Here is a 20,553-nt window from a genome sequence, read left to right on the forward strand (position 1 = left end):
CAGGCCAGAGGGGGCGACTTGCTCCCTACACAAAAGAATTAAACCAACATATTTCACGAGAGGAACGAACCATGCTGAAATTTACCGCTGAACACGAATGGCTGAAGATCGAAGACGGCGTTGCCACCGTCGGCATCACCACCCATGCCGCCGGCCAGCTCGGCGATCTGGTCTTTGTCGAACTGCCTGAAGAAGGCGCAACCTTCGACAAGGACGCCGTTGCAGCGACCGTCGAAAGCGTCAAGGCCGCGTCCGACGTCTACTGCCCGCTTGCCGGCGAAATCACCGCATTCAATCAGGCCATCGTCGATGACCCATCGCTGGTCAATTCCGATGCAGAAGGCGCAGCCTGGTTCTTCAAGCTGAAGCTCGCCAACCCGGCTGATGCCGACGCCCTGCTCGACGAAGCAGCCTACAAGGAGCTGATCGCCTGATGTCGACCTCGACCGAATTTCAGTTCACCGATTACGACCCCTACGATTTCGCCAATCGCCGCCATATCGGCCCCTCGCCGGCCGAGATGACGGAGATGCTGAAGGTCGTCGGTTATCCGACACTCGACGCATTGATTGATGCCACCGTCCCGTCGTCGATCCGCCAGCAGGTGCCGCTCACCTGGGGCAAGGCAATGACCGAGCGCGAGGCGCTCGACAAGTTGCGCGAGACCGCCAACAAGAACAAGGCGCTGACCTCGCTGATCGGCCAGGGTTATTACGGCACGATCACGCCGCCGGTGATCCAGCGCAACATCCTGGAAAACCCGGCCTGGTACACGGCTTACACGCCCTATCAGCCGGAAATCAGCCAGGGCCGCCTCGAGGCGCTTTTGAACTTCCAGACCATGGTCTGCGACCTGACCGGCCTCGACGTGGCGAACGCCTCCCTGCTCGATGAAGCGACGGCTGCCGCTGAAGCTATGGCGCTCTGCCAGCGCAGTGCCAAGACCAAGGCGACCGCGTTTTTCGTCGACGAAAACTGCCATCCGCAGACCATCGCCGTCATCCAGACCCGTGCCGAACCGCTCGGCTGGACGGTCATCGTCGGCAATCCCTTCACCGATCTCGACCCGGTCGATGTCTTCGGCGCGATCTTCCAGTATCCGGGCAGCAACGGCCAGGTCAGCGACTTCTCCGGCCTGATCGCCCGCCTGCACCAGACCGGTGCGCTCGCCGCCGTTGCCGCCGATCCCTTGGCGCTGCTGCTGCTGAAGTCGCCGGGCGAAATGGGCGCCGACATCGCCATCGGTTCGACCCAGCGCTTCGGCGTTCCGGTCGGCTATGGCGGCCCGCATGCGGCCTTTATGGCGGTCAAGGATGCGATCAAGCGCTCGATGCCCGGCCGCCTCGTCGGCGTTTCGGTCGACAGCCGCGGCAACCGCGCCTACCGTCTCAGCCTGCAGACCCGCGAGCAGCATATCCGCCGCGAAAAGGCGACATCGAACATCTGCACGGCGCAGGTCCTGCTCGCCGTCATGGCCTCGATGTATGCCGTTTTCCATGGTCCGCAAGGGCTGAAGGCCATCGCCCAGCAGGTGCACCAGAAGACAGTGCTGCTCGCCAAGGGCCTTGAAAAGCTCGGCTATACGGTTGAGCCTGAAACGTTCTTCGACACGATCACCGTAGAAGTCGGCCACATGCAGGGCCTGATCCTGCGTGCGGCGGTCGCCGAAGGCGTCAACCTGCGCAAGGTCGGCGAAACCCGGATCGGCATCGCGCTCGACGAACGCACCCGTCCGGCAGTCCTCGAAGCCGTCTGGCGCGCCTTTGGCGGCAAGTTCGAAGTCGACGATTTCAAGCCGGATTACCGCCTGCCGAAGGATCTGCTGCGCACCAGCGACTACCTCACGCATCCGATCTTCCACATGAACCGCGCCGAAAGCGAGATGACCCGCTACATCCGCCGTCTGTCGGACCGCGATCTGGCGCTCGACCGGGCGATGATCCCGCTCGGCTCCTGCACGATGAAGCTGAATGCGACAGCCGAAATGCTGCCGATCACCTGGCCGGAATTCTCCGACATCCATCCCTTCGCCCCGGCCGACCAGACACTGGGCTACAAGGAGATGATCGATGACCTGTCGGAAAAGCTCTGCGCCGTCACCGGCTACCATGCGATTTCGATGCAGCCGAATTCGGGTGCCCAGGGCGAATATGCCGGTCTCCTGACGATCCGCAACTACCACCTCGCCCGTGGTGATGCACATCGTACCGTCTGCCTGATCCCGACATCTGCACATGGCACCAACCCGGCCTCGGCCCAGATGGCCGGCATGCTGGTCGTCCCGGTAAAGTCGAAGGAAAACGGTGACGTCGATCTCGACGATTTCCGCGCCAAGGCGGAGCATCATGCGGCAAACCTCTCCTGCTGCATGATCACCTATCCGTCGACGCACGGCGTGTTCGAGGAAACGGTGCGCGAGATCTGCGAGATCACCCACAGCCAAGGCGGCCAGGTCTATCTCGATGGCGCCAACATGAATGCCATGGTCGGCGTCTCACGCCCCGGTGACATCGGCTCCGACGTCTCCCACCTCAACCTGCACAAGACCTTCTGCATTCCGCATGGCGGCGGTGGCCCGGGCATGGGTCCGATCGGCGTCAAGGCGCATCTGGCGCCCTACCTGCCCGGCCATGTCTCGACCGACGGCCGTCCGGGTGCAGTCTCTGCCGGACCGTATGGTTCGCCGTCGATCCTGCCGATCAGCTGGTCCTACTGCCTGATGATGGGTGGCGAAGGCCTGACCCAGGCGACCAAGGTGGCGATCCTCAATGCCAACTATATCGCAGCAAGGCTGACCGGCGCCTATGACGTGCTCTACACCTCGGCTTCCGGCCGCGTGGCACATGAATGCATCATCGACACCCGCCCGCTGAACGTGTCGGCCGGTGTCAGCGTCGACGATGTCGCCAAGCGCCTGATCGACTGCGGCTTCCACGCGCCAACCATGAGCTGGCCGGTGGCCGGAACCCTGATGATCGAGCCGACGGAGTCCGAGACCAAGGCGGAGATCGACCGTTTCTGCGAGGCGATGCTGGCGATCCGCGAGGAAGCCCGTGCCATCGAGGACGGCCGGATGGACAAGACCAATAACCCGCTGAAGAACGCCCCGCACACGGTGGAAGACCTCGTCGGCGAATGGACACGTCCCTATAGCCGCGAACAGGCCTGCTACCCGCCGGGCGCATTCCGCGTCGACAAGTACTGGTCCTCGGTAAACCGCGTTGACAATGTCTATGGCGACCGCAACCTCGTCTGCACCTGCCCGCCGATGGAGGACTATGCGGAAGCGGCCGAGTAAATTCGGAAAAACACTGGCCATCGCGTCACGGATGTCTCTTGAGGCAAACTCGTCGCGATGGCCGCCAAGGAAAGACACGCCAACCAAGCAGATCGGCACCCAACCGAGGCCGATTTTTAAGTTCTAGCGATCCATGCGGTGTTTTCTCTGGAGGATGCTGGGTTAAGTGGTGGGGGCGATTGCAACCTCCACCATTTCACGGCTGACTAACGGCCAAACAAGGCTCGCCGGCCGGTAGTTTGCCTTCACTTGACCTCGCTTTCCGAATCCCGCAACAGTCCTGACCGGATGCAGGCCAAGATCACCAAGCGAGGTAGTGAAGTGTCGTTAAGAGAAACATTTTTTCAACTTGGAACACTTTGCGACAAGTTCGAGCATTACCTTCCGCTGTACGAAAAGTGGTTCGGCAAGTTCGTAAATCGCGCCCCACGCATTCTGGAAGTCGGCGTGCAGTTCGGCGGTAGCGCCGAGATGTGGTACAAGTATTTCGGCCCCGAGACGGAGATCGTCGGCATCGACATCGCACCGCGCAGTGCTGGCACCAGCTTCCTGAAAGTTATACAGGGCGACCAGGGCAGCACGGCATTCTGGGACGAAATTGCCAGGACCTACGGCGAAGGCTATTTCGACATCATCATCGATGACGGAAGCCATGACAACGTCCACCAGATCGTTACGCTGCAGAAGACCTATGGCCTGCTGCGCGATGGCGGTGTCTACTGGTGCGAGGACGTGCACACCAGCTACTACAAGAATGTCCGGGTTCAGGGCGGCGGTCTGCGCAATCCCGAAAGCTTCATCGAATTCTCCAAGCAGATCATCGATGTGATCAACGAGAAGCACACGAAATTCGCCATCGGCGTCGGCAAGACACCAGCAGGCCCGCATGTCGATCCGCAACTTCTTTCGCTGTTCCGCAAAGTTCAGGGCGTGCATTTCTACGACAGCATTGTCGTCCTGGAAAAGGGCGAGCCGCTCAAGTTCAACCGGATCAATTCCGCGCCGAACATGGCCTACAACAGAATAGACAATCCCCAGGCAGAAGAATTCACGCAGGACTAGTTTCCGACGTTCCTTGTCTGTGATCAGATTTTGGAGAGCGCCATCGTAGTCGATGGCGCTCTTTTTTTTGCGCATCGATATGTTTCGCAATGATGCTCTGGTCCGAGGCCGGTATAGACGTGATTGTGGCCTTCGGATTTGCTGAAAGGACCCTCGTCTTCCGCTGTGCCCAGCTCGGATCGGCGCGCTTCGACTTGCATTGCGATTGCGGTCCGCCACCCATCAGGTCCAGTTATACGCAAGTTTCAGGCAGCATTACTGTCCTCATCGAGAATCGTATGAGGTTATCATGGCTCTTGCCGCCGAAATGCCAATGCCGCCGCTGACCGTCGAGTGGCTGACCACGCGCACCTTCGATTTTCGCGCCGAGCCAAAGGGGCAGACGATCAGCGACAGGCTGGTATTTCATCCGAATGGTTTCATCGTCGGCTACAATCATCCCAACGAAGCCTATTGGGATCTCGACGGCAACGACCTGTTGATCATTGACCTTCAGGGCATGACCACCTGCCGGTTGTCTTTCCTCGGTGACAGCAGCGGCACGCCCTGCCTCGCGGGCAATTTCATTAGCCCGTGGGACAACTACGCGACCACGGCCACCCGGCATATCCTGACGCCGAATGCTTCCGACCTGCACACACATATCCAGAGCTTCGACCTGTTCGACACGCTGGTGGCGCGCCGTTGTTTCGGGCCGCTGGAAATCTTCCGGCGTGTCGAGGAAAAAAGCGGCGTCGCCAATTTCGCCACCCGCCGTCATCTCGTCGAGATGAGCATGTTCGGGCGCCGCAACTATGGCCTCGACGACATCTATGATCTGCTGATCCAGGAAAAGACGCTGACCGACAGCCAGGCCAAGATGGTCAAGCTGATGGAACTCGACGAGGAATGGGACAATCTGTTCCCGATGAAACAGGTCACCGCATTCGTCAATCCGGACGACATCATCATTTCCGACATGTACCTGCCGCAGTCCTTTGTCGAACGTGTCGTCCGCGAGAAATGCGGCCTGAACAACAAGGTCTATCTGAGCAACTACGGCAAGCATCACCGCATCATCTGGCCATCGATCAAGCAGGAATACAAACTCCGCGCCCATTACGGCGACAACCAGAATGCCGACATCAAGGGCGCGGCCGAATTCGGCATCCCGGCGACCTATGTCAGCCTGTCCAAATGGGACAGGACCGAGGAAATCCTGCACGAAGCGAGCCTCGGCCCCTATGCCCATGCCCTGCGGGAGACGCGCCTCCAGACTTTTCATCGCAATGCGCAGGTGCGCAATGCACTGCAGGCGCAGACCAGCATCAATATTCCGCTGATGCTGCTGGGTACCTTCTGGCTGCGCCATCAGGCCGACACGTTTGGCGCCACCCGGGTCATGGCCGCAGCAAGGGACTGCAACCTGCTGATCCACCTGCTGTCATCCACCCATTTTGCCCGCCACGGCCTGCCTCCGGCCGACTATGTCCGCATGTCGCGCACCCTGTGTTATTCCGACACGCCAGAATTCGAAGCCTATTTCCGCTCAAAACTCGGCGAACGCACCTTGCTTGTCGACTTCGTTGGAACTGGACGCTCGATGAAGACCTTCGTCGAGAGAACCGGCCTGCAAGACAAAGTCATGCCCTGTCTGCTCGTCGGAGATGATGTCGCGCCTGAAGCCCGGGTGCTGCAGACCATGATCCACCGCGACTACTACAAGTGCCGGATGTATCTCGAGGCACTCAATGCCTCGCTGGATGGTTCTGCGGTCCTTGCCAGAGTGAACAACCACCTCGTCAGCGTCGAGCAGCAACCGAACGAATTCAGCGACTTCATGAAGGTCATCATCACGGAGATGCGCGCGAATTTCCTCAGGTTCCTACCCAGCCTCGACCGCTTCGATCCGCCCAAGGCGCCGGTTCCCCTCGACAAACTGCTGGCGGCGGCCGAGGCAATCGCCGATCTGCTCCCCGCCCATATGCTGAAGATGCATTATCTCGGTGAAGAGCAGAGACGCAACATGCGACGGGGCGTCGCCGCCCAGGCCGCCGCGGAATAACGCAGGGCCCGCTTGCAGTGTGCGAAACAACTGGCACGCATACGCATGCGTGCCATTCCGGCACACCGGCTCTTTCAAACTTTTCTAACATCTGCGCCATACACTCTGCGCGTCGATGCCAAGGATGAGAGCGCAGGATGACCATCACCGCCGCGATGAACAGTGCCGCATCCGGGATGTTTGCCCAACAGAGCCGGCTTGCGGCCACAGCGGACAATATCGCAAACGCGCTCTCTACCGGTTACGACCGGCGCGACACCCGCATGACCACCAGTTCGACAGGCGGGGTGACCGCGACAGCCGTGTCGTCACATACTGTCGATGAAACCGCGAATGTCGATCTTGGCGAGGACATGCTCTCCCTCATCGAAACCGAGATTGCCTTCAAGGCCAACGCTTCAGCCTTCGAGACCGGCGCGGATCTGTGGGACGTGCTGATGAGTATCAAGCGGGACTGACTGCCCTCAGCGAGATGGCCGCTCGCCTCAAAGCATCGCGTTGACAGCCATGCCGAGCGACGCCAGGCCAAACAACAGCAGCACGCCGCCGGAAACCCACGAAACCCAGACCACAAAGCCTTGTGGCAGTCGTGAGCGCAGAAGGCTGACCATGCCGCTGAGAAAGAACCACCAGCCCAGCGAGCCGAGAACAACGCCGATGACGAGAAGCGCAGCCGACCATCCGCCGGCTCCCGCCGCCAGACCGAGACCGGCGAAAATGGCGGCAAAGGACAGGATCGTCGCGGGATTGGCGATGGTCAGAAGAAAGGTGGCAACCGTTGTGGTCAACAGGCCACGGGCATCGACGCGCGCGGCAACCACTGCGCCACGCGGCCTGACCGCTGCCCATCCCAGATAGAGCAGGAACAGCCCGCCGAAAATTTGCAACGGCAATTCGATGCGAGACAGCAGCCCTCCCATGGCCGTGAAGCCGGCAGCAGCCAGGCTCGCATAGGCACCATCGGCGAGCGCGGTCCCAAGACCACCGGCAACACCGGCCCAGAAGCCGCGCTCCAGCGTCCGGTTGATGCAAAGTGCACCGATCGGACCGAGCGGGGCTGCGATCGCAACACCGAGGACGAGGCCCTTGCCAAGGACGATGAGATCCATCTTACGTCTCCATCCGGACAAAGCCGCGCTCGCAAACCGTCGACAGCGCGATCATGGTTTCACTCCGTGCCACGAAGCGATCCGTCTTGAGATCTGCGAGAAACGCCTCGATTCCGGCGAGGTCTGCAGTTCGAATCTTCAACATATAGGACCAGCCTCCCGTAACGTGATGGCATTCCAGCACGGCCGGATGCGCCTCGATCGCAGCCTTGAATGCGTCTTCGCCTGCATCGTAATTCAGCGCGACCAGCACGAAGGTGGTAATCGGCAGACCGAGAGCTGCCGAATTGGCATCCACGGTGAAACGACGGATCGCGCCGATGGCGACCAGCCGACGGATGCGCTCGTTGACGGCAGAAGCCGAAAGCCCGACGACCTCACCAATACTGGCAAGCGAGCGGCGGGCGTCCTCGGCCAGAAGATTTATGATTTTGCGGTCTACGATTTCCATGGCTGCAAAATATCCTGAAAATCAACATATTTGCAAGATATTTTCCTATTAATGTTGGACCTACCGCAGAAAATCAAACACCAGATGTCAGCGCACACAAAAACAAAACGCCCGGCAAAGCCGGGCGCCGATGTCCAGATACTGCGTGTCGGTTAGGCCGTCTCGGCCTCGCGCTTGCGCGCCAACTCGGCCAGATCCGCCGCCTTGAGTTCGACGGACTCGCCACAGCCGCAGGCCGACGTCTGGTTCGGATTGTGAAAGGTGAAACCGGAGCGGAGCGTGGTCGTCTCGAAATCCATCTCGGTGCCGAGCAGATAGAGGACGGCGGCGGGATCGATCCAGACGCTTGCGCCATCGCGCTCGATCAGGTCATCCTTGCCGTTCGGCTCACTGACCAGATCGATCGTATATTCCATCCCCGCGCAACCGCCCTTCTTGATCCCGACGCGGATTCCCTTGGCCTCCGCTCCGGAATTCTCGACGATTGCCTTGACGCGGTTAGCCGCCGCATCGCTCATGCTCATGATTTGAAAGCCCATCGGCCCATTCTCCTTCAACAACCGGGTTCAAGGCCCGGTGTTTTCTCGCTACCAATGTAAGGGAGGCGGGTTAAGCGTTCAATAGCGATGACGGCATCCCGCCCGCATTCGCATGGGCAACAAACCGCACCGGCCCAGTGTCGGCCCAGCGCCGGTCCAGTGTCGCCATTTTTGTAAGCATTGCAGCCCACAGCGCGAAAATTGATCATTATCAACATGTTGCAAGCCGAATTCGATCCGCCCATGGCTGACAGCGATCAAATTACGCGCAATGTTCGCCCACCACATTGGCAAAACTGGAGATCTTGACGGAGCAATCGGTCATTTTTTGACCATTCGGTAAATTAATTTCGACGCGGCGTAATATCTAATTGTTTAAATTGAGAAATTCCAAATGGCACACCGCTTGCTTCCATAGTTTCGAACCCATCCGGGCATGCACATGCCCTTCGAAGCGGAGAACATGACATGGAAATCGGCGTCTTCATCCCGATCGGCAACAATGGCTGGCTGCTGTCGGAGAATGCTCCCCAGTACAAGCCGAAGTTCGAACTGTGCAAGGAAGTGACCCAGAAGGCCGAACAATATGGCTTTGACTTCGCACTTTCGATGATCAAGCTGCGCGGCTTCGGCGGCAAGACCGAGTTCTGGGACTACAATCTCGAATCCTTCACGCTGATGGCGGGTCTGGCCGCCGTCACCTCCAAGATCAAGCTGTTCGGCACGGCGGCCACACTGGTCATGCCGCCGGCAATCGTCGCCCGCATGGCAACGACAATCGATTCGATCTCCAACGGCCGCTTCGGCGTCAATCTCGTGACCGGCTGGCAGCGTCCCGAATACAGCCAGATGGGCCTATGGCCGGGCGACGAGTATTTCGCCGACCGCTATGCCTATCTGACGGAATATACCACGGTCCTGAAGGAGCTGCTGACAACCGGCCAGTCTGACCTCAAGGGCAAATATTTCCAGATGGATGATTGCCGGATGAAACCGGTGCCGCAGGGCGATGTGAAGCTGATCTGCGCCGGGTCGTCGAATGCCGGCCTGGCATTTTCGGCGGAATTTGCCGATTACAGCTTCTGCTTCGGCGTCGGCGTCAATACGCCGAAGGCATTTGCTGCCACCAACGAACGCCTCATCCAGGCAACCGAAGCGACCGGTCGCGACGTGCGTTCCTTCGTGCTGACCATGGTTCTCGCCGAGGAAACCACCGAAGCAGCCTTTGCGAAATGGGAACACTACAAGGCTGGCGCCGACGAGGAGGCGATCAAGTGGCTGGGCCTACAGAGCGCAGCCGACACGAAGTCCGGTTCCGACACCAATGTCCGCCACATGTCCAACCCGGTTTCAGCCGTCAACATCAACATGGGCACGATCATCGGCTCCTATGAGGAGGTGGCAAGCATGCTCGACGAGATGAGCGAAGTCCCGGGTACCGGCGGCGTCATGCTGACCTTCGACGACTTCGTCGAGGGCATCGAGAAATTCGGCAAATATGTGCAGCCGCTGATGAAGAGCCGCCAGCATGTCAAGCCGATGCTGGAGGCCGCCGAATGAGCGAGGTTGTCGTCGCGGGTTACCAGCCACGCCCGGAACTGAGCAAGAGCGTGACGCTTCCGGCCCGCCCGGAACCGATCAGCCTGAAACCGAGCGAAACCGCTGTCGTTGTCATCGACATGCAGAACGCCTATTCGACCGAAGGCGGCTATGTCGATCTCGCAGGCTTCGACATAGCCGGCGCCAAGTCGACCATCGGCAATATCAAGAAGACGCTCGATGCCGCCCGCGCGGCCGGCGTTCTGGTGGTCTACTTCCAGAACGGCTGGGACAAGGACTACGTTGAGGCCGGCGGCCCCGGTTCGCCGAACTGGCACAAGTCGAATGCCCTGAAGACCATGCGCGCCCGTCCCGAACTGCAGGGCCAACTGCTCGCCAAAGGCACATGGGACTATGCCATCGTCGACGAACTGCAGCCGCAGCCGGGCGATATCCTGGTGCCGAAGACCCGCTACAGCGGCTTCTTCAACACCAATATGGACAGCGTGCTGAGAGCCCGCGGCATCCGCAACCTCGTCTTTGTCGGTATCGCCACCAATGTCTGCGTCGAGAGCTCGCTGCGCGACGCCTTCCATCTCGAATATTTCGGCGTGATGCTCGAAGACGCGACCCATCACTTAGGCCCGGACTTCATCCAGCAGGCGACAGTCTACAATGTCGAGAAATTCTTCGGCTGGGTCGCGACCGTCAACGACTTCTGCAGCGTGATTGCGCAGGCAGCCCCCGCCGACGCCATCTGACACCAATAGGAATATACGGAGAGAGATTTATGCCAAAGACCATCATCGTCCCCGAAGGCACTCAGAAGCCGATCGCCCCCTATTCACCCGGCACGCTGGCAGACGGCATCGTCTATGTCTCGGGCACTCTGCCCTTCGACAAGAATAACGATGTCGTGCATGTCGGCGATGCGGGCGCCCAGACCCGCCACGTGCTGGAGACGATCAAGTCTGTCATCGAGACCGCTGGCGGCACGATGGAAGACGTGACGATGAACCACATCTTCGTCACCGACTGGGCCAACTACCAGGCCGTCAACACGGTCTATGCCGAATATTTCCCCGGCGACAAGCCGGCCCGCTACTGCGTGCAATGCGGACTGGTGAAATCCGACGCGCTGGTCGAGATCGCCACGGTGGCGCATATCGGAACGAAGTGATGACATCTGCGAGGGTGTGGTTTTACCCCCCCTCTGGCCTGCCGGCCATCTCCCCCACAAGGGGGGAGATCAGCAAACCGTACCGCACTTCCCCGACTGCCACTCCAGCCCCTCCCACAATGATCCATGATCAACGGCGGGGCACAGACCTTGCCACCCTTGGATCTCCCCCCTTGTGGGGGGAGATGTCCGGCAGGACAGAGGGGGGTATCAACTCGCCGCAACATTTGGGATTTCCATGCACTACGATATCCACGGCCTCACCGCCCCCGATGCTCCCACCATAATCCTGTCCTCCGGCCTCGGCGGATCGGGCAGCTACTGGGCGCCGCAGATCGCAGCACTCGGCGAGCGATATCGCCTCGTCACCTATGATCACACCGGCTGCGGCAAGACGGGCGGCGACGTTCCAGAAGACGGCGGCATCCGCGCCATGGCCGACGACGTGCTGACGATTGCCGATGCCCTGAAGCTCGAGCAGTTCGATTTCATCGGCCACGCGCTCGGCGGCCTGATGGCGCTCGACATTGGGTTGCGCCAGCTCGGCCGCATCGCCAAACAGGTGCTGATCAATGCCTGGAGCAAGGCCGACCCGCATTCCGGCCGTTGTTTCGACGTGCGCATCGAACTGCTGGAAAAATCCGGCGTGCCGGCCTTCGTCAAGGCACAGCCGCTGTTCCTCTATCCGGCGATCTTCATGGCGGAAAATCCGGAGCGCATGGCGGCCGAAGAAGCCCATGCCATCGCCCATTTCCAGGGCAAGACCAATATCCTGCGCCGGATCGCGGCATTGCGGGCATTCGACGTCGATGCACAACTTGCCACCATCGAGACCCCGACGCTGCTGATTGCCACACGCGACGATCTGCTGGTGCCCTATTCGCGCTCGCTGCGGCTGGCCGAAGGTCTGCCCAATGCAACACTCAGCGTGACTGATTTCGGTGGTCATGCCGTGAATGTCACCTATCCGGACGCCTTCAACCAAACCGTACTCGACTTCCTGTCGTAGACCTGATGCCGAACGAGGAGAACGCCATGCTGGCTGCAAAAACGATCACCCCCGAGGCCCCTGCCGTGAGCGAAGAGCAACGCCTTGCCTATCGCAATGCCATGGCGCGCATGGGGGCTGCGGTCAACATCGTCACAACCGACGGCAAGGGCGGACGGGCAGGCTTTGCCGCCACCGCCGTCACCAGCGTCTCAGACAACCCGCCGACCCTGCTCGTCTGCCTCAACCGCGGCTCGTCGGCCTATCCGGCAGTGAGCGCCAATGGCGTGCTCTGCGTCAATGTCCTGGAAAGCGGGCATATTGGCCTGAGCCAGCTGTTCGGTGGCAAGACGCCGGTCGACGAACGTTTTGCCGCAGCCAGTTGGGAAACCACCCAGACCGGCTGCCATCGCCTGCAAGGCGCCCTCACCTCGTTCGACTGCCGCATCACCTCGGTTGCCGACGGCGCCACCCATGACGTGCTGTTTTGCGAGGTGATCGATGTGCGCACGCGCGAAGACGGCCGCTCGCTGATCTATTTCGACCGCGACTATCGTCTGGTCTGACAGACAAAAGGCCCACTTCGACAGCGGGCCTTTCTCCAAACTCTGATCAGTGCCGCGCTCAGTACCAGCCGACGGCGACCTGAGCTTCTTCCGACATCCGGTCCGGCGTCCATGGTGGGTCGAAGGTCATCGACACGTCGACGCCGGAAACGCCCTCGATCGAACTGACGGCGTTCTCCACCCAGCCCGGCATTTCGCCGGCAACCGGGCAACCGGGGGCCGTCAGCGTCATCATTATCTTCACCGAACGATCGTCCTCGATGTCGATCTTGTAGATCAGGCCGAGTTCGAAGATATCGGCCGGGATTTCCGGGTCATAGACGGTCTTCAGTGCCGCAATGATGTCATCCGACAGACGCGCCACTTCCTCGGCCGGCAGGCTGGTCTGGACGATGCCTTCGCGAACGTCCGGCTTGGTTTCGGTATCACTCATCGGTTCATCCTCAGGCGAAGAAGGTTCGGGCATAGTCGAGCGCATCCGCCAGCGCATCGACTTCCTCGCGGGTGTTATAAAGGGCAAATGAGGCACGGCAAGTCGACGTCACGCCAAAGCGCGCCAGCAGCGGCTGCGCACAATGCGTGCCCGCACGCACGGCAACGCCCCGTCGGTCGATCATCGTCGACACGTCATGGGCATGGATGCCGGCAAGCTCGAAGGAAAAGATTGAACCCTTGCCCGGCGCATTGCCGATGATTCTCAGCGAATTGATCGCCGACAGACGCTCATGCGCATAGGCACGCAGGCTCTCCTCATGGGCTGCAATCGCCTCGCGACCGATGCTTTCCATGTAGTCAAGCGCATAGCCGAGACCGATCGCCTGGACGATCGGCGGCGTTCCCGCCTCGAAGCGATGCGGCGGATCGTTGTAGGTGACGGTATCCTGCGTCACTTCGACGATCATTTCGCCACCGCCCATGAACGGCTGCATTTCCTTCAGCCGCTCCATTTTGCCATAGAGCACGCCGATGCCCGACGGGCCATAGAGCTTGTGGCCGGTGACGGCGTACCAGTCGCAATCGAGATCGCGGACATCGACCGGCAGGTGGACGGCGCCCTGGGAGCCGTCAACCATGACCGGAATGCCGCGTGCATGGGCGATCCGGCAGACCTCCTTGATCGGCACGATCGTGCCAAGCGCATTCGACATATGGGTGATGGCGACGAGCTTGGTGCGCTCGGTCAGGCTTTTTTCAAACGCTTCAAGATCGAAGGCGCCGTCATCGGTAACCGGCGCCCAAACGAGCTTGGCGCCGCAGCGCTCGCGCAGGAAGTGCCACGGCACGATGTTGGAATGGTGCTCCATGATCGACAGGACGATCTCGTCGCCCTCGCCGATATGGCTCATGCCCCAGCCATAGGCGACCAAATTGATCGCCTCTGTCGAGGATTTGGTGAACACCAGTTCGTCGATGGAGCCGGCATTCAGGAACCGGCGCACCTTTTCGCGCGCCGCTTCATAGGCATCGGTCGCGGCATTGGACAGGAAATGCAGGCCGCGATGCACGTTCGCATAGTCATGGCTGTAGGCATGGCTGATCGCGTCGATCACCATTTGCGGCTTCTGGGCGGACGCCGCATTGTCGAGATAGACAAGCGGCTTGCCATAAACCTCGCGCGACAGGATCGGGAAATCCCGCCGAACGGCCTCTACATCATATCCTGCCTTGGCCACACCTGTATCAGCCATGATGTTCCAGCCAATCCGTGATGATCTCTTCCAGCGCCGCGACGAGTGCCTCGTCTTCTAGCTCTTCGACGATCTCGGCGACGAAGCCGTTGATCAGCAAGCCACGCGCCGTCTTTTCCGGAATGCCGCGCGACATCAGGTAGTAGAGATGGTTCTTCTGGATGTCGGTGACCGTTGCGCCATGGGCGCATTGCACGTCGTCGGCGAAGATCTCGAGTTCCGGCTTGACCGAGAATTCGGCCTCGTCGGACATCAACAGCGTGTTGCAGGCCATGCGCGCATCGGTCTTCTGCGCGTCGGGGGCAACCCGAATCATGCCCTGGAACACACCCTTGGCACGATCGAAGACAATGTTGCGGATGATCTCGGTCGAGGTCGTGTGTGGCACGTTGTGACCAAGCGTCATGGTGACGTCGGTATGCGTATCGCCACCGAGCAGGTTGACGCAGCGCATCGTGAAGTCCGAGCCTTCGCCCGTCGTCTTCACATGCACTTCCTGGCGCACCAGCTTGCCACCGGCATTGATGATGAAGAGGCGGAACTTGGCATTGGGGCCGAGATCGGCGCGGATCTGGCCGAGATGGCTGTCGGCATCGCCTTCGCCCTGGAGGATGATCCAGGTCACCTCGGCACCCTCCGCCAGCGAAAGATCGGCAACGACTGTCGCAAGAGCGGCCGACTCCGACTGGCCGACATGGCGCTCGACCACGGTCGCCTTGGCGCCCTTGCCGAACGAGGCCGGGAAGCGCAGATGCAGATGACCGGCCGCATGCACGGACTGCAACTCGATCAGGTGTTCAATCTCGGCACCATCGGCGACGCTCAGGCTGAAACCGTCACGCACGAAGGCACCATTGATCCGTCCAATCGTGTCCTCACTGTTGTAGGCGGTCAGTGCGGGGGCCGCTGAACCATCCTTCAGGCTTTCGCGATAGGCAGTGACGGTCAGGCCTTCCGGCATCATGCCGACGTCCTGTGCCACGCCCTGGCGAATGGCCAGAACCGATGCGTCAGCGACGATCGGCTTGACGCCATGCGCGATGGCAGAAATCTCTTCGGCTGGCAGCGCACGCAGCAATGCCTTGAGGTCCGTATAGTGAAAGCTTTCGACACGTCGTGTCGGCAGACCCTGTCGCTTCAGCACGTCGAACAGGTTGTCGCGCTGCAAGAGCACGGCACCATCGCCCGGCAGGCTGCCGATCTGGTTTGTATACGCGTCGATGAGCTGGGTCTCGGCTGCTGTGAGCCGGTTGGCCGCTTGCAATGTCATCGTTGCTACTCCTTCAAACTTGAGAGCCCTCAGGCTGCCTGACCGGTGATGTCGGCGTAGCCGTTGGCTTCGAGTTCCAGTGCAAGATCCTTGTCACCACTCTTGATGATCTGGCCCTTGTAGAGAACATGGACGCTGTCCGGCACTATATAGTCGAGCAGGCGCTGGTAGTGGGTGATGACGACAGTCGCGCGGTCCGGACGCTTCAGCGCGTTGACGCCGTCTGCGACGATCTTCAGGGCGTCAATGTCGAGGCCGGAATCGGTCTCATCCAGGATGCAAAGCTTCGGCTCGAGCAACGCCATCTGCAGGATCTCGGCGCGCTTCTTCTCACCGCCGGAAAAGCCGACGTTGAGCGGACGCTTCAACATGTCCGGGTTGATCTTAAGCTCGGCAGCAGCTTCCTTGACCCGGCGAATGAAGTCCGGCGTCGTCAGCTCGGCCTCGCCGCGCGCCTTGCGCTGCGAGTTCATCGCGACCTTGAGGAACTGCATGGTGGCCACACCCGGGATCTCGACCGGATACTGGAAGGCGAGGAAAATGCCCTTGGCAGCGCGTTCGGCCGGGTCGAGTTCGAGAATGCTCTCGCCGTTATACAGGATATCGCCTTCGGTGACTTCGTAGTCTTCACGGCCCGACAGGATGTAGGACAGCGTCGACTTGCCGGAGCCATTCGGGCCCATGATGGCAGCGACTTCGCCGGCCTTCACGGTGAGGTTCAGGCCTCGGATGATCTCGGTGCCGTCTTCGGCGATACGGGCATGTAGATTGCGAATTTCAAGCATGTCTGTGTTCCTGTCCATCGGGCGGTTCAAAGGCCGCCTGTCGTTTCCTGTTGCGCCGCGCGGCGCTCTTCAATTTCGTCATCCTCGGGCTTGTCCCGAGGATCTGCTGCCGTTTCAATTGTAGTCCGACCAATGCGGTGTGCCTGGATGCGGCGAATAGATGCTCTCCATTTCATAGATCCGGTCATAGCGATCGAGCCATGTCGGGTTCAACCCTTCGATCAGCTTGATCTTCCAGTCCCGCAGATATCGCTTCAGAGACTTCTCTCTTCGTATCGCCAGGACGATGTTCGGATGCTGCTCGAACCATTGACGGCCGTAAATGGCTGAGCGAACCGCCTCATTACCCCACGCTTCCCTCGAGCGAGATATTGATCAGCTTCTGCGCTTCCACCGCAAATTCCATCGGCAATTCCTGGATGACGTCGCGGACGAAGCCGTTGACGATCAGGGCGATTGCCTCTTCTTCCGGGATGCCGCGCTGCATGGCGTAGAACTTCTGGTCCTCGGAAATCTTCGAGGTGGTGGCCTCGTGCTCAACCTTGCCGGTTGAGTTCTTCACCTCGATGTAAGGCACGGTATGAGCGCCGCATTTGTCGCCGATCAGCAGCGAATCGCAATTGGTGAAATTGCGCGCGTTCTCAGCCTTGCGGTGCATCGACACCTGGCCACGATAGGTATTCTGCGACACGCCGGCCGAGATCCCCTTGGAGATGATCCGGCTCCTGGTGTTCTTGCCGAGATGGATCATCTTGGTGCCGCTGTCGACCTGCTGATGGCCGTTAGATACGGCGATCGAGTAGAATTCGCCCTGGCTCTCATCGCCACGCAGGATGCAGGACGGATATTTCCAGGTGATCGCGGACCCGGTCTCGACCTGGGTCCAGGCGATCTTCGAGCGGTGGCCGCGGCAATCGCCACGCTTGGTGACGAAGTTGTAGATGCCGCCCTTGCCTTCCTTGTCGCCCGGATACCAGTTCTGGACGGTGGAATACTTGATCTCGGCATCGTCAAGCGCCACGAGTTCGACCACCGCTGCGTGCAGCTGGTTTTCGTCGCGCTGCGGCGCCGTGCACCCTTCGAGATAGGACACATAGGCGCCCTCCTCGCAGATGATCAGCGTGCGCTCGAACTGGCCGGTGTTCTTCTCGTTGATGCGGAAATAGGTCGACAGCTCCATCGGGCAGCGAACGCCCTTCGGCACATAAACGAACGAACCATCGGTAAACACGGCGCAGTTCAGCGTCGCGTAATAATTGTCGGTGACCGGAACGACCGAGCCGAGATATTTCTTCACCAGATCCGGATGTTCGCGCACCGCTTCCGAGATCGACATGAAGATCACGCCGGCCTTTTTCAGCTCTTCCTTGAAGGTGGTGACGACCGAGACCGAATCGAACACGGCATCGACGGCGATCTTCGAGGTCTGCACGCCGGCGAGGATTTCCTGTTCGCGCAACGGAATGCCGAGCTTTTCATAGACCTTCAACAGTTCCGGATCGACATCGTCGATCGAGGTTGGGCCAGCCGTGCTCTTCGGCGCGGCATAATAGTAGATGTCGTGGAAGTCGATCTTCGGATAGTTGACGCGCGCCCAGGTCGGCTCTTCCATCGTCAGCCAGCGCCTGTAGGCGTCGAGACGCCATTCCAGCATCCATTCCGGCTCGTTCTTCTTGGCCGAGATGAAGCGGACGATATCTTCTGACAGACCCTTCGGGGCCTTGTCGACTTCGATGGTGGTTTCAAAACCATACTTGTACTGATCGACATCGATCTGGCGGACCTGATCGATTGTTTCCTGCACAGCAGCCATGGTCGTTCTCCAATCTTGCCGGGTCAAAGTCCGGCAGCTTGTTAACGTTGGGCGGGATGTCCGCCATATGTAATGTTCGGAGGCACTATTTCACCCCCTGTTGGCAAGGTAAAAATTGGCAAAGGCCAATTTCTTCCTCAATTTCACGCGGCCTGACCCGACAGCTTGCGCCGTCCGGCGACTTTGCTGAACACCTCGATGGCGCGATCGATCTCCGCATCCGTCGTCGAAGGACCCAGCGAAAGCCGAAGCGCGCCAATTGCCGCATCTTCGCCCATCGCCGTCAGCACATGGCTGGCGCCGACCTTTCCCGACGAACAGGCGGCACCAGCAGACAGCGCAACGCCTTCAAGATCAAAAGCAATCTGCCCCGTCTCGGCCTTCAGACCGGGCAGATGGAAAAAACTTGTATTGGCCACACGCTGTTCATTGCGGCCGTAGATCAGAACATCAGGTGCCGCCGAGACCATCGCCTGCTCAAGCCGATCCCGATGCGCAGCAATCTCGCCATTGCGGATCTCCAGCCCTTCGGCCATGAACCGGGCCGCAGCGCCGAAACCGGCAATTGCCGCGACATTTTCCGTGCCTGCACGATGCCCTTTTTCCTGGCCACCGCCCCGCACCAGCGGGTCCGGCATCAGCGCCTCACCGCGCGCGATCACCGCGCCGATGCCTTTGGGGCCGCCGATCTTGTGCGCGGAAATGATCAGGAAATCGGCACCGAGCGCATCGAGCGAAAGCGGCAGGCGCCCGGCAGCCTGGACCGCATCAACAACCAGCAGACCACCATGCTTGTGGACGATCGCTGCGGCCTCGGCGATCGGCTGCACGATTCCGGTCTCGTTGTTGACCAGCATCAACGCCACCAGCGGCAGACCGGAGGTGACATCATGCGTCATGAGATGCGCAGTCAAGGAACCGAGATCAATCACACCTGACGGCTTAACCGCGATTTCACTGATTTGGTCTGCGGCAAAGCGTCCACCGGAGCGAATGGCGGGGTGCTCGATCGCGGAAACATAAAGCCGACCGATCGAGATGGGCGAACGCCCCATGCGATAGACCGGCGACAGAAGGTGATTGGCAGCTTCAGTTGCGCTTGCCGTAAAGGTCACCGTTGCAGGCGACGCACCGACCAGCGTTCCGACCGCGCGGCGCGCATTCTCGACAAGCGTTCTCGCCGAACGGCCCTCAGCATGCACGGAAGACGGATTTCCAGGCAGCGACAGCGCCTCGATCATGGCATCGCGCGCGCAGCCGAGAAGCGGCGCGGTCGCGTTCCAATCGAGATAGATGCGCTCAATCGCCATCTGTTCTGGAAAACCTCTGATTAGCACCGGCGCATTTTTCTTGAAATTTCGACCGGGCTTGCACTATGACACGTTCATCCCGGATGCGCAGCATCCAGTTTCGAACAATTCTAAACTTCGTTTTAGAAAAGCTGACTGATGTCGTCAAGTCAGGTTTCTAAATTGATGGAACAGAACTGCAAAATTCTTACTGACCGGAGTCTCAATGCCCGAAGTCATTTTCAACGGCCCTGCGGGTCGCCTCGAAGGACGTTACCAGCCCTCGAAGGAAAAGAGCGCGCCGATCGCGATCATCCTGCATCCGCATCCGCAATTCGGCGGGACGATGAATAACCAGATCGTCTACCAGCTCTTCTACATGTTCCAGAAGCGCGGCTTCACCACGTTGCGCTTCAACTTCCGCTCGATCGGCCGCAGTCAGGGCGAATTCGACCATGGCGCCGGCGAATTGTCCGATGCCGCCTCCGCGCTCGACTGGGTACAAAGCCTGCATCCCGATTCGAAGAGCTGTTGGGTCGCCGGCTATTCCTTCGGCTCCTGGATCGGCATGCAGCTTCTGATGCGCCGTCCGGAGATCGAAGGCTTTATGTCGATCGCGCCGCAGCCGAACACCTATGACTTCTCTTTCCTCGCCCCCTGCCCGTCATCCGGCCTGATCATCCATGGCGACAATGACAAGGTCGCGCCGGAAAAAGACGTCCAGGGCCTGGTCGACAAGCTCAAGGCCCAGAAGGGCATTCTGATCACCCACAAGACGATCCCCGGTGCCAACCACTTCTTCAACGGCCAGGTCGAAACCCTGATGGGCGAATGCGAGGACTATCTCGACCGTCGCCTCGAAGGTGAGCTGGTGCCTGAACCGGCCGCCAAACGCATCCGGTAACATCGACATACAAGAGATGAATGGCGCG

Annotated in this window: 20 protein-coding genes and 1 pseudogene; 11 read left to right on the forward strand and 10 right to left on the reverse strand. The window is 59.9% G+C overall.

Going from position 1 to position 20,553, the window contains the following annotated elements:
* Positions 1-71 precede the first annotated feature (71 nt).
* From gcvH to LQ231_RS13525, 5 genes are all read left to right on the forward strand, one after another.
* The gene (gene gcvH, locus LQ231_RS13505; protein WP_230171704.1) at positions 72-434 is read left to right on the forward strand and encodes a glycine cleavage system protein GcvH; all 363 of its coding nucleotides are present in this window, start codon (positions 72-74) and stop codon (positions 432-434) included.
* Positions 434-3,298 carry an aminomethyl-transferring glycine dehydrogenase gene (gene gcvP / locus LQ231_RS13510; protein WP_230171705.1) on the forward strand — a complete coding sequence of 955 codons (2,865 nt, stop codon included), beginning with the start codon at positions 434-436 and terminating at the stop codon, positions 3,296-3,298. Before gcvH ends, gcvP begins: the two co-directional genes overlap by 1 nt.
* Before the next feature lie 249 nt (positions 3,299-3,547).
* On the forward strand, positions 3,548-4,360 hold the full coding sequence (locus LQ231_RS13515; protein WP_230171706.1) for a class I SAM-dependent methyltransferase: 813 nt from the start codon (positions 3,548-3,550) through the stop codon (positions 4,358-4,360).
* Positions 4,361-4,649: 289 nt separating this feature from the next.
* A complete protein-coding gene (locus LQ231_RS13520) occupies positions 4,650-6,404 on the forward strand; it encodes a hypothetical protein (RefSeq protein ID WP_230171707.1) in 1,755 nt (584 codons plus the stop codon).
* 137 nt (positions 6,405-6,541) lie between these two features.
* Entirely contained in the window at positions 6,542-6,862 is a 321-nt protein-coding gene (locus LQ231_RS13525) for a flagellar basal body protein (RefSeq protein ID WP_230171708.1), read from the forward strand.
* 27 nt (positions 6,863-6,889) lie between these two features.
* On the opposite strand, the gene LQ231_RS13530 is transcribed toward LQ231_RS13525, so the two are convergent.
* From LQ231_RS13530 to sufA, 3 genes are all read right to left on the reverse strand, one after another.
* Entirely contained in the window at positions 6,890-7,513 is a 624-nt protein-coding gene (locus LQ231_RS13530; protein WP_230171709.1) for a LysE family transporter, read from the reverse strand.
* 1 nt (position 7,514) lies between these two features.
* Complete coding sequence (locus LQ231_RS13535) at positions 7,515-7,964, reverse strand: Lrp/AsnC family transcriptional regulator (RefSeq protein WP_230171710.1); 450 nt, start codon at positions 7,962-7,964, stop codon at positions 7,515-7,517.
* 152 nt (positions 7,965-8,116) lie between these two features.
* On the reverse strand, positions 8,117-8,503 hold the full coding sequence (gene sufA / locus LQ231_RS13540) for a Fe-S cluster assembly scaffold SufA (protein ID WP_113141533.1): 387 nt from the start codon (positions 8,501-8,503) through the stop codon (positions 8,117-8,119).
* A gap of 468 nt (positions 8,504-8,971) precedes the next feature.
* Here sufA and rutA point away from each other — a divergent pair, with 468 nt between their 5' ends.
* From rutA to LQ231_RS13565, 5 genes are all read left to right on the forward strand, one after another.
* Complete coding sequence (rutA, locus tag LQ231_RS13545; protein ID WP_230171711.1) at positions 8,972-10,063, forward strand: pyrimidine utilization protein A; 1,092 nt, start codon at positions 8,972-8,974, stop codon at positions 10,061-10,063.
* Positions 10,060-10,803, forward strand: coding sequence for a pyrimidine utilization protein B (gene rutB / locus LQ231_RS13550; protein ID WP_230171712.1), 744 nt, complete (start codon positions 10,060-10,062; stop codon positions 10,801-10,803). Before rutA ends, rutB begins: the two co-directional genes overlap by 4 nt.
* Positions 10,804-10,832: 29 nt before the next feature.
* Positions 10,833-11,222, forward strand: a complete 390-nt coding sequence (gene rutC, locus LQ231_RS13555) for a pyrimidine utilization protein C (RefSeq protein WP_230171713.1) — start codon at positions 10,833-10,835, stop codon at positions 11,220-11,222.
* A 238-nt stretch (positions 11,223-11,460) separates the two neighbouring features.
* Positions 11,461-12,231, forward strand: a complete 771-nt coding sequence (rutD, locus tag LQ231_RS13560) for a pyrimidine utilization protein D (RefSeq protein ID WP_230171714.1) — start codon at positions 11,461-11,463, stop codon at positions 12,229-12,231.
* A 26-nt stretch (positions 12,232-12,257) separates the two neighbouring features.
* Entirely contained in the window at positions 12,258-12,776 is a 519-nt protein-coding gene (locus tag LQ231_RS13565; protein WP_230171715.1) for a flavin reductase, read from the forward strand.
* Between the two features lie 58 nt (positions 12,777-12,834).
* Here the strand turns inward: LQ231_RS13565 and LQ231_RS13570 are convergent, their stop codons facing one another.
* The 7 genes and pseudogenes from LQ231_RS13570 to LQ231_RS13600 form a co-directional block, all read right to left on the reverse strand.
* Positions 12,835-13,209 carry an SUF system Fe-S cluster assembly protein gene (locus tag LQ231_RS13570; protein WP_113141538.1) on the reverse strand — a complete coding sequence of 125 codons (375 nt, stop codon included), beginning with the start codon at positions 13,207-13,209 and terminating at the stop codon, positions 12,835-12,837.
* 10 nt (positions 13,210-13,219) lie between these two features.
* The gene (locus LQ231_RS13575; protein ID WP_230171716.1) at positions 13,220-14,464 is read right to left on the reverse strand and encodes a cysteine desulfurase; all 1,245 of its coding nucleotides are present in this window, start codon (positions 14,462-14,464) and stop codon (positions 13,220-13,222) included.
* Positions 14,457-15,734: a Fe-S cluster assembly protein SufD gene (gene sufD / locus LQ231_RS13580; RefSeq protein WP_230171717.1), complete on the reverse strand. Its 1,278-nt coding sequence runs from the start codon at positions 15,732-15,734 to the stop codon at positions 14,457-14,459. Before sufD ends, LQ231_RS13575 begins: the two co-directional genes overlap by 8 nt.
* A gap of 29 nt (positions 15,735-15,763) precedes the next feature.
* Positions 15,764-16,519, reverse strand: a complete 756-nt coding sequence (gene sufC, locus LQ231_RS13585; protein ID WP_230171718.1) for a Fe-S cluster assembly ATPase SufC — start codon at positions 16,517-16,519, stop codon at positions 15,764-15,766.
* 114 nt (positions 16,520-16,633) lie between these two features.
* Positions 16,634-16,828, reverse strand: a pseudogene (locus LQ231_RS13590) (GIY-YIG nuclease family protein); the annotation flags it as partial.
* A gap of 34 nt (positions 16,829-16,862) precedes the next feature.
* Entirely contained in the window at positions 16,863-18,332 is a 1,470-nt protein-coding gene (gene sufB, locus LQ231_RS13595) for a Fe-S cluster assembly protein SufB (protein ID WP_230171719.1), read from the reverse strand.
* Between the two features lie 143 nt (positions 18,333-18,475).
* A complete protein-coding gene (locus LQ231_RS13600; RefSeq protein WP_230171720.1) occupies positions 18,476-19,642 on the reverse strand; it encodes a cysteine desulfurase family protein in 1,167 nt (388 codons plus the stop codon).
* 205 nt (positions 19,643-19,847) lie between these two features.
* Between LQ231_RS13600 and LQ231_RS13605 the strand changes: the two genes are divergently transcribed.
* Positions 19,848-20,525, forward strand: a complete 678-nt coding sequence (locus LQ231_RS13605) for an alpha/beta hydrolase (RefSeq protein ID WP_113141544.1) — start codon at positions 19,848-19,850, stop codon at positions 20,523-20,525.
* Positions 20,526-20,553 lie beyond the last annotated feature (28 nt).

Origin of the sequence: Rhizobium sp. CECT 9324 (assembly GCF_918741265.1) — a bacterium.
In the GTDB taxonomy this organism is placed as follows: domain Bacteria; phylum Pseudomonadota; class Alphaproteobacteria; order Rhizobiales; family Rhizobiaceae; genus Allorhizobium.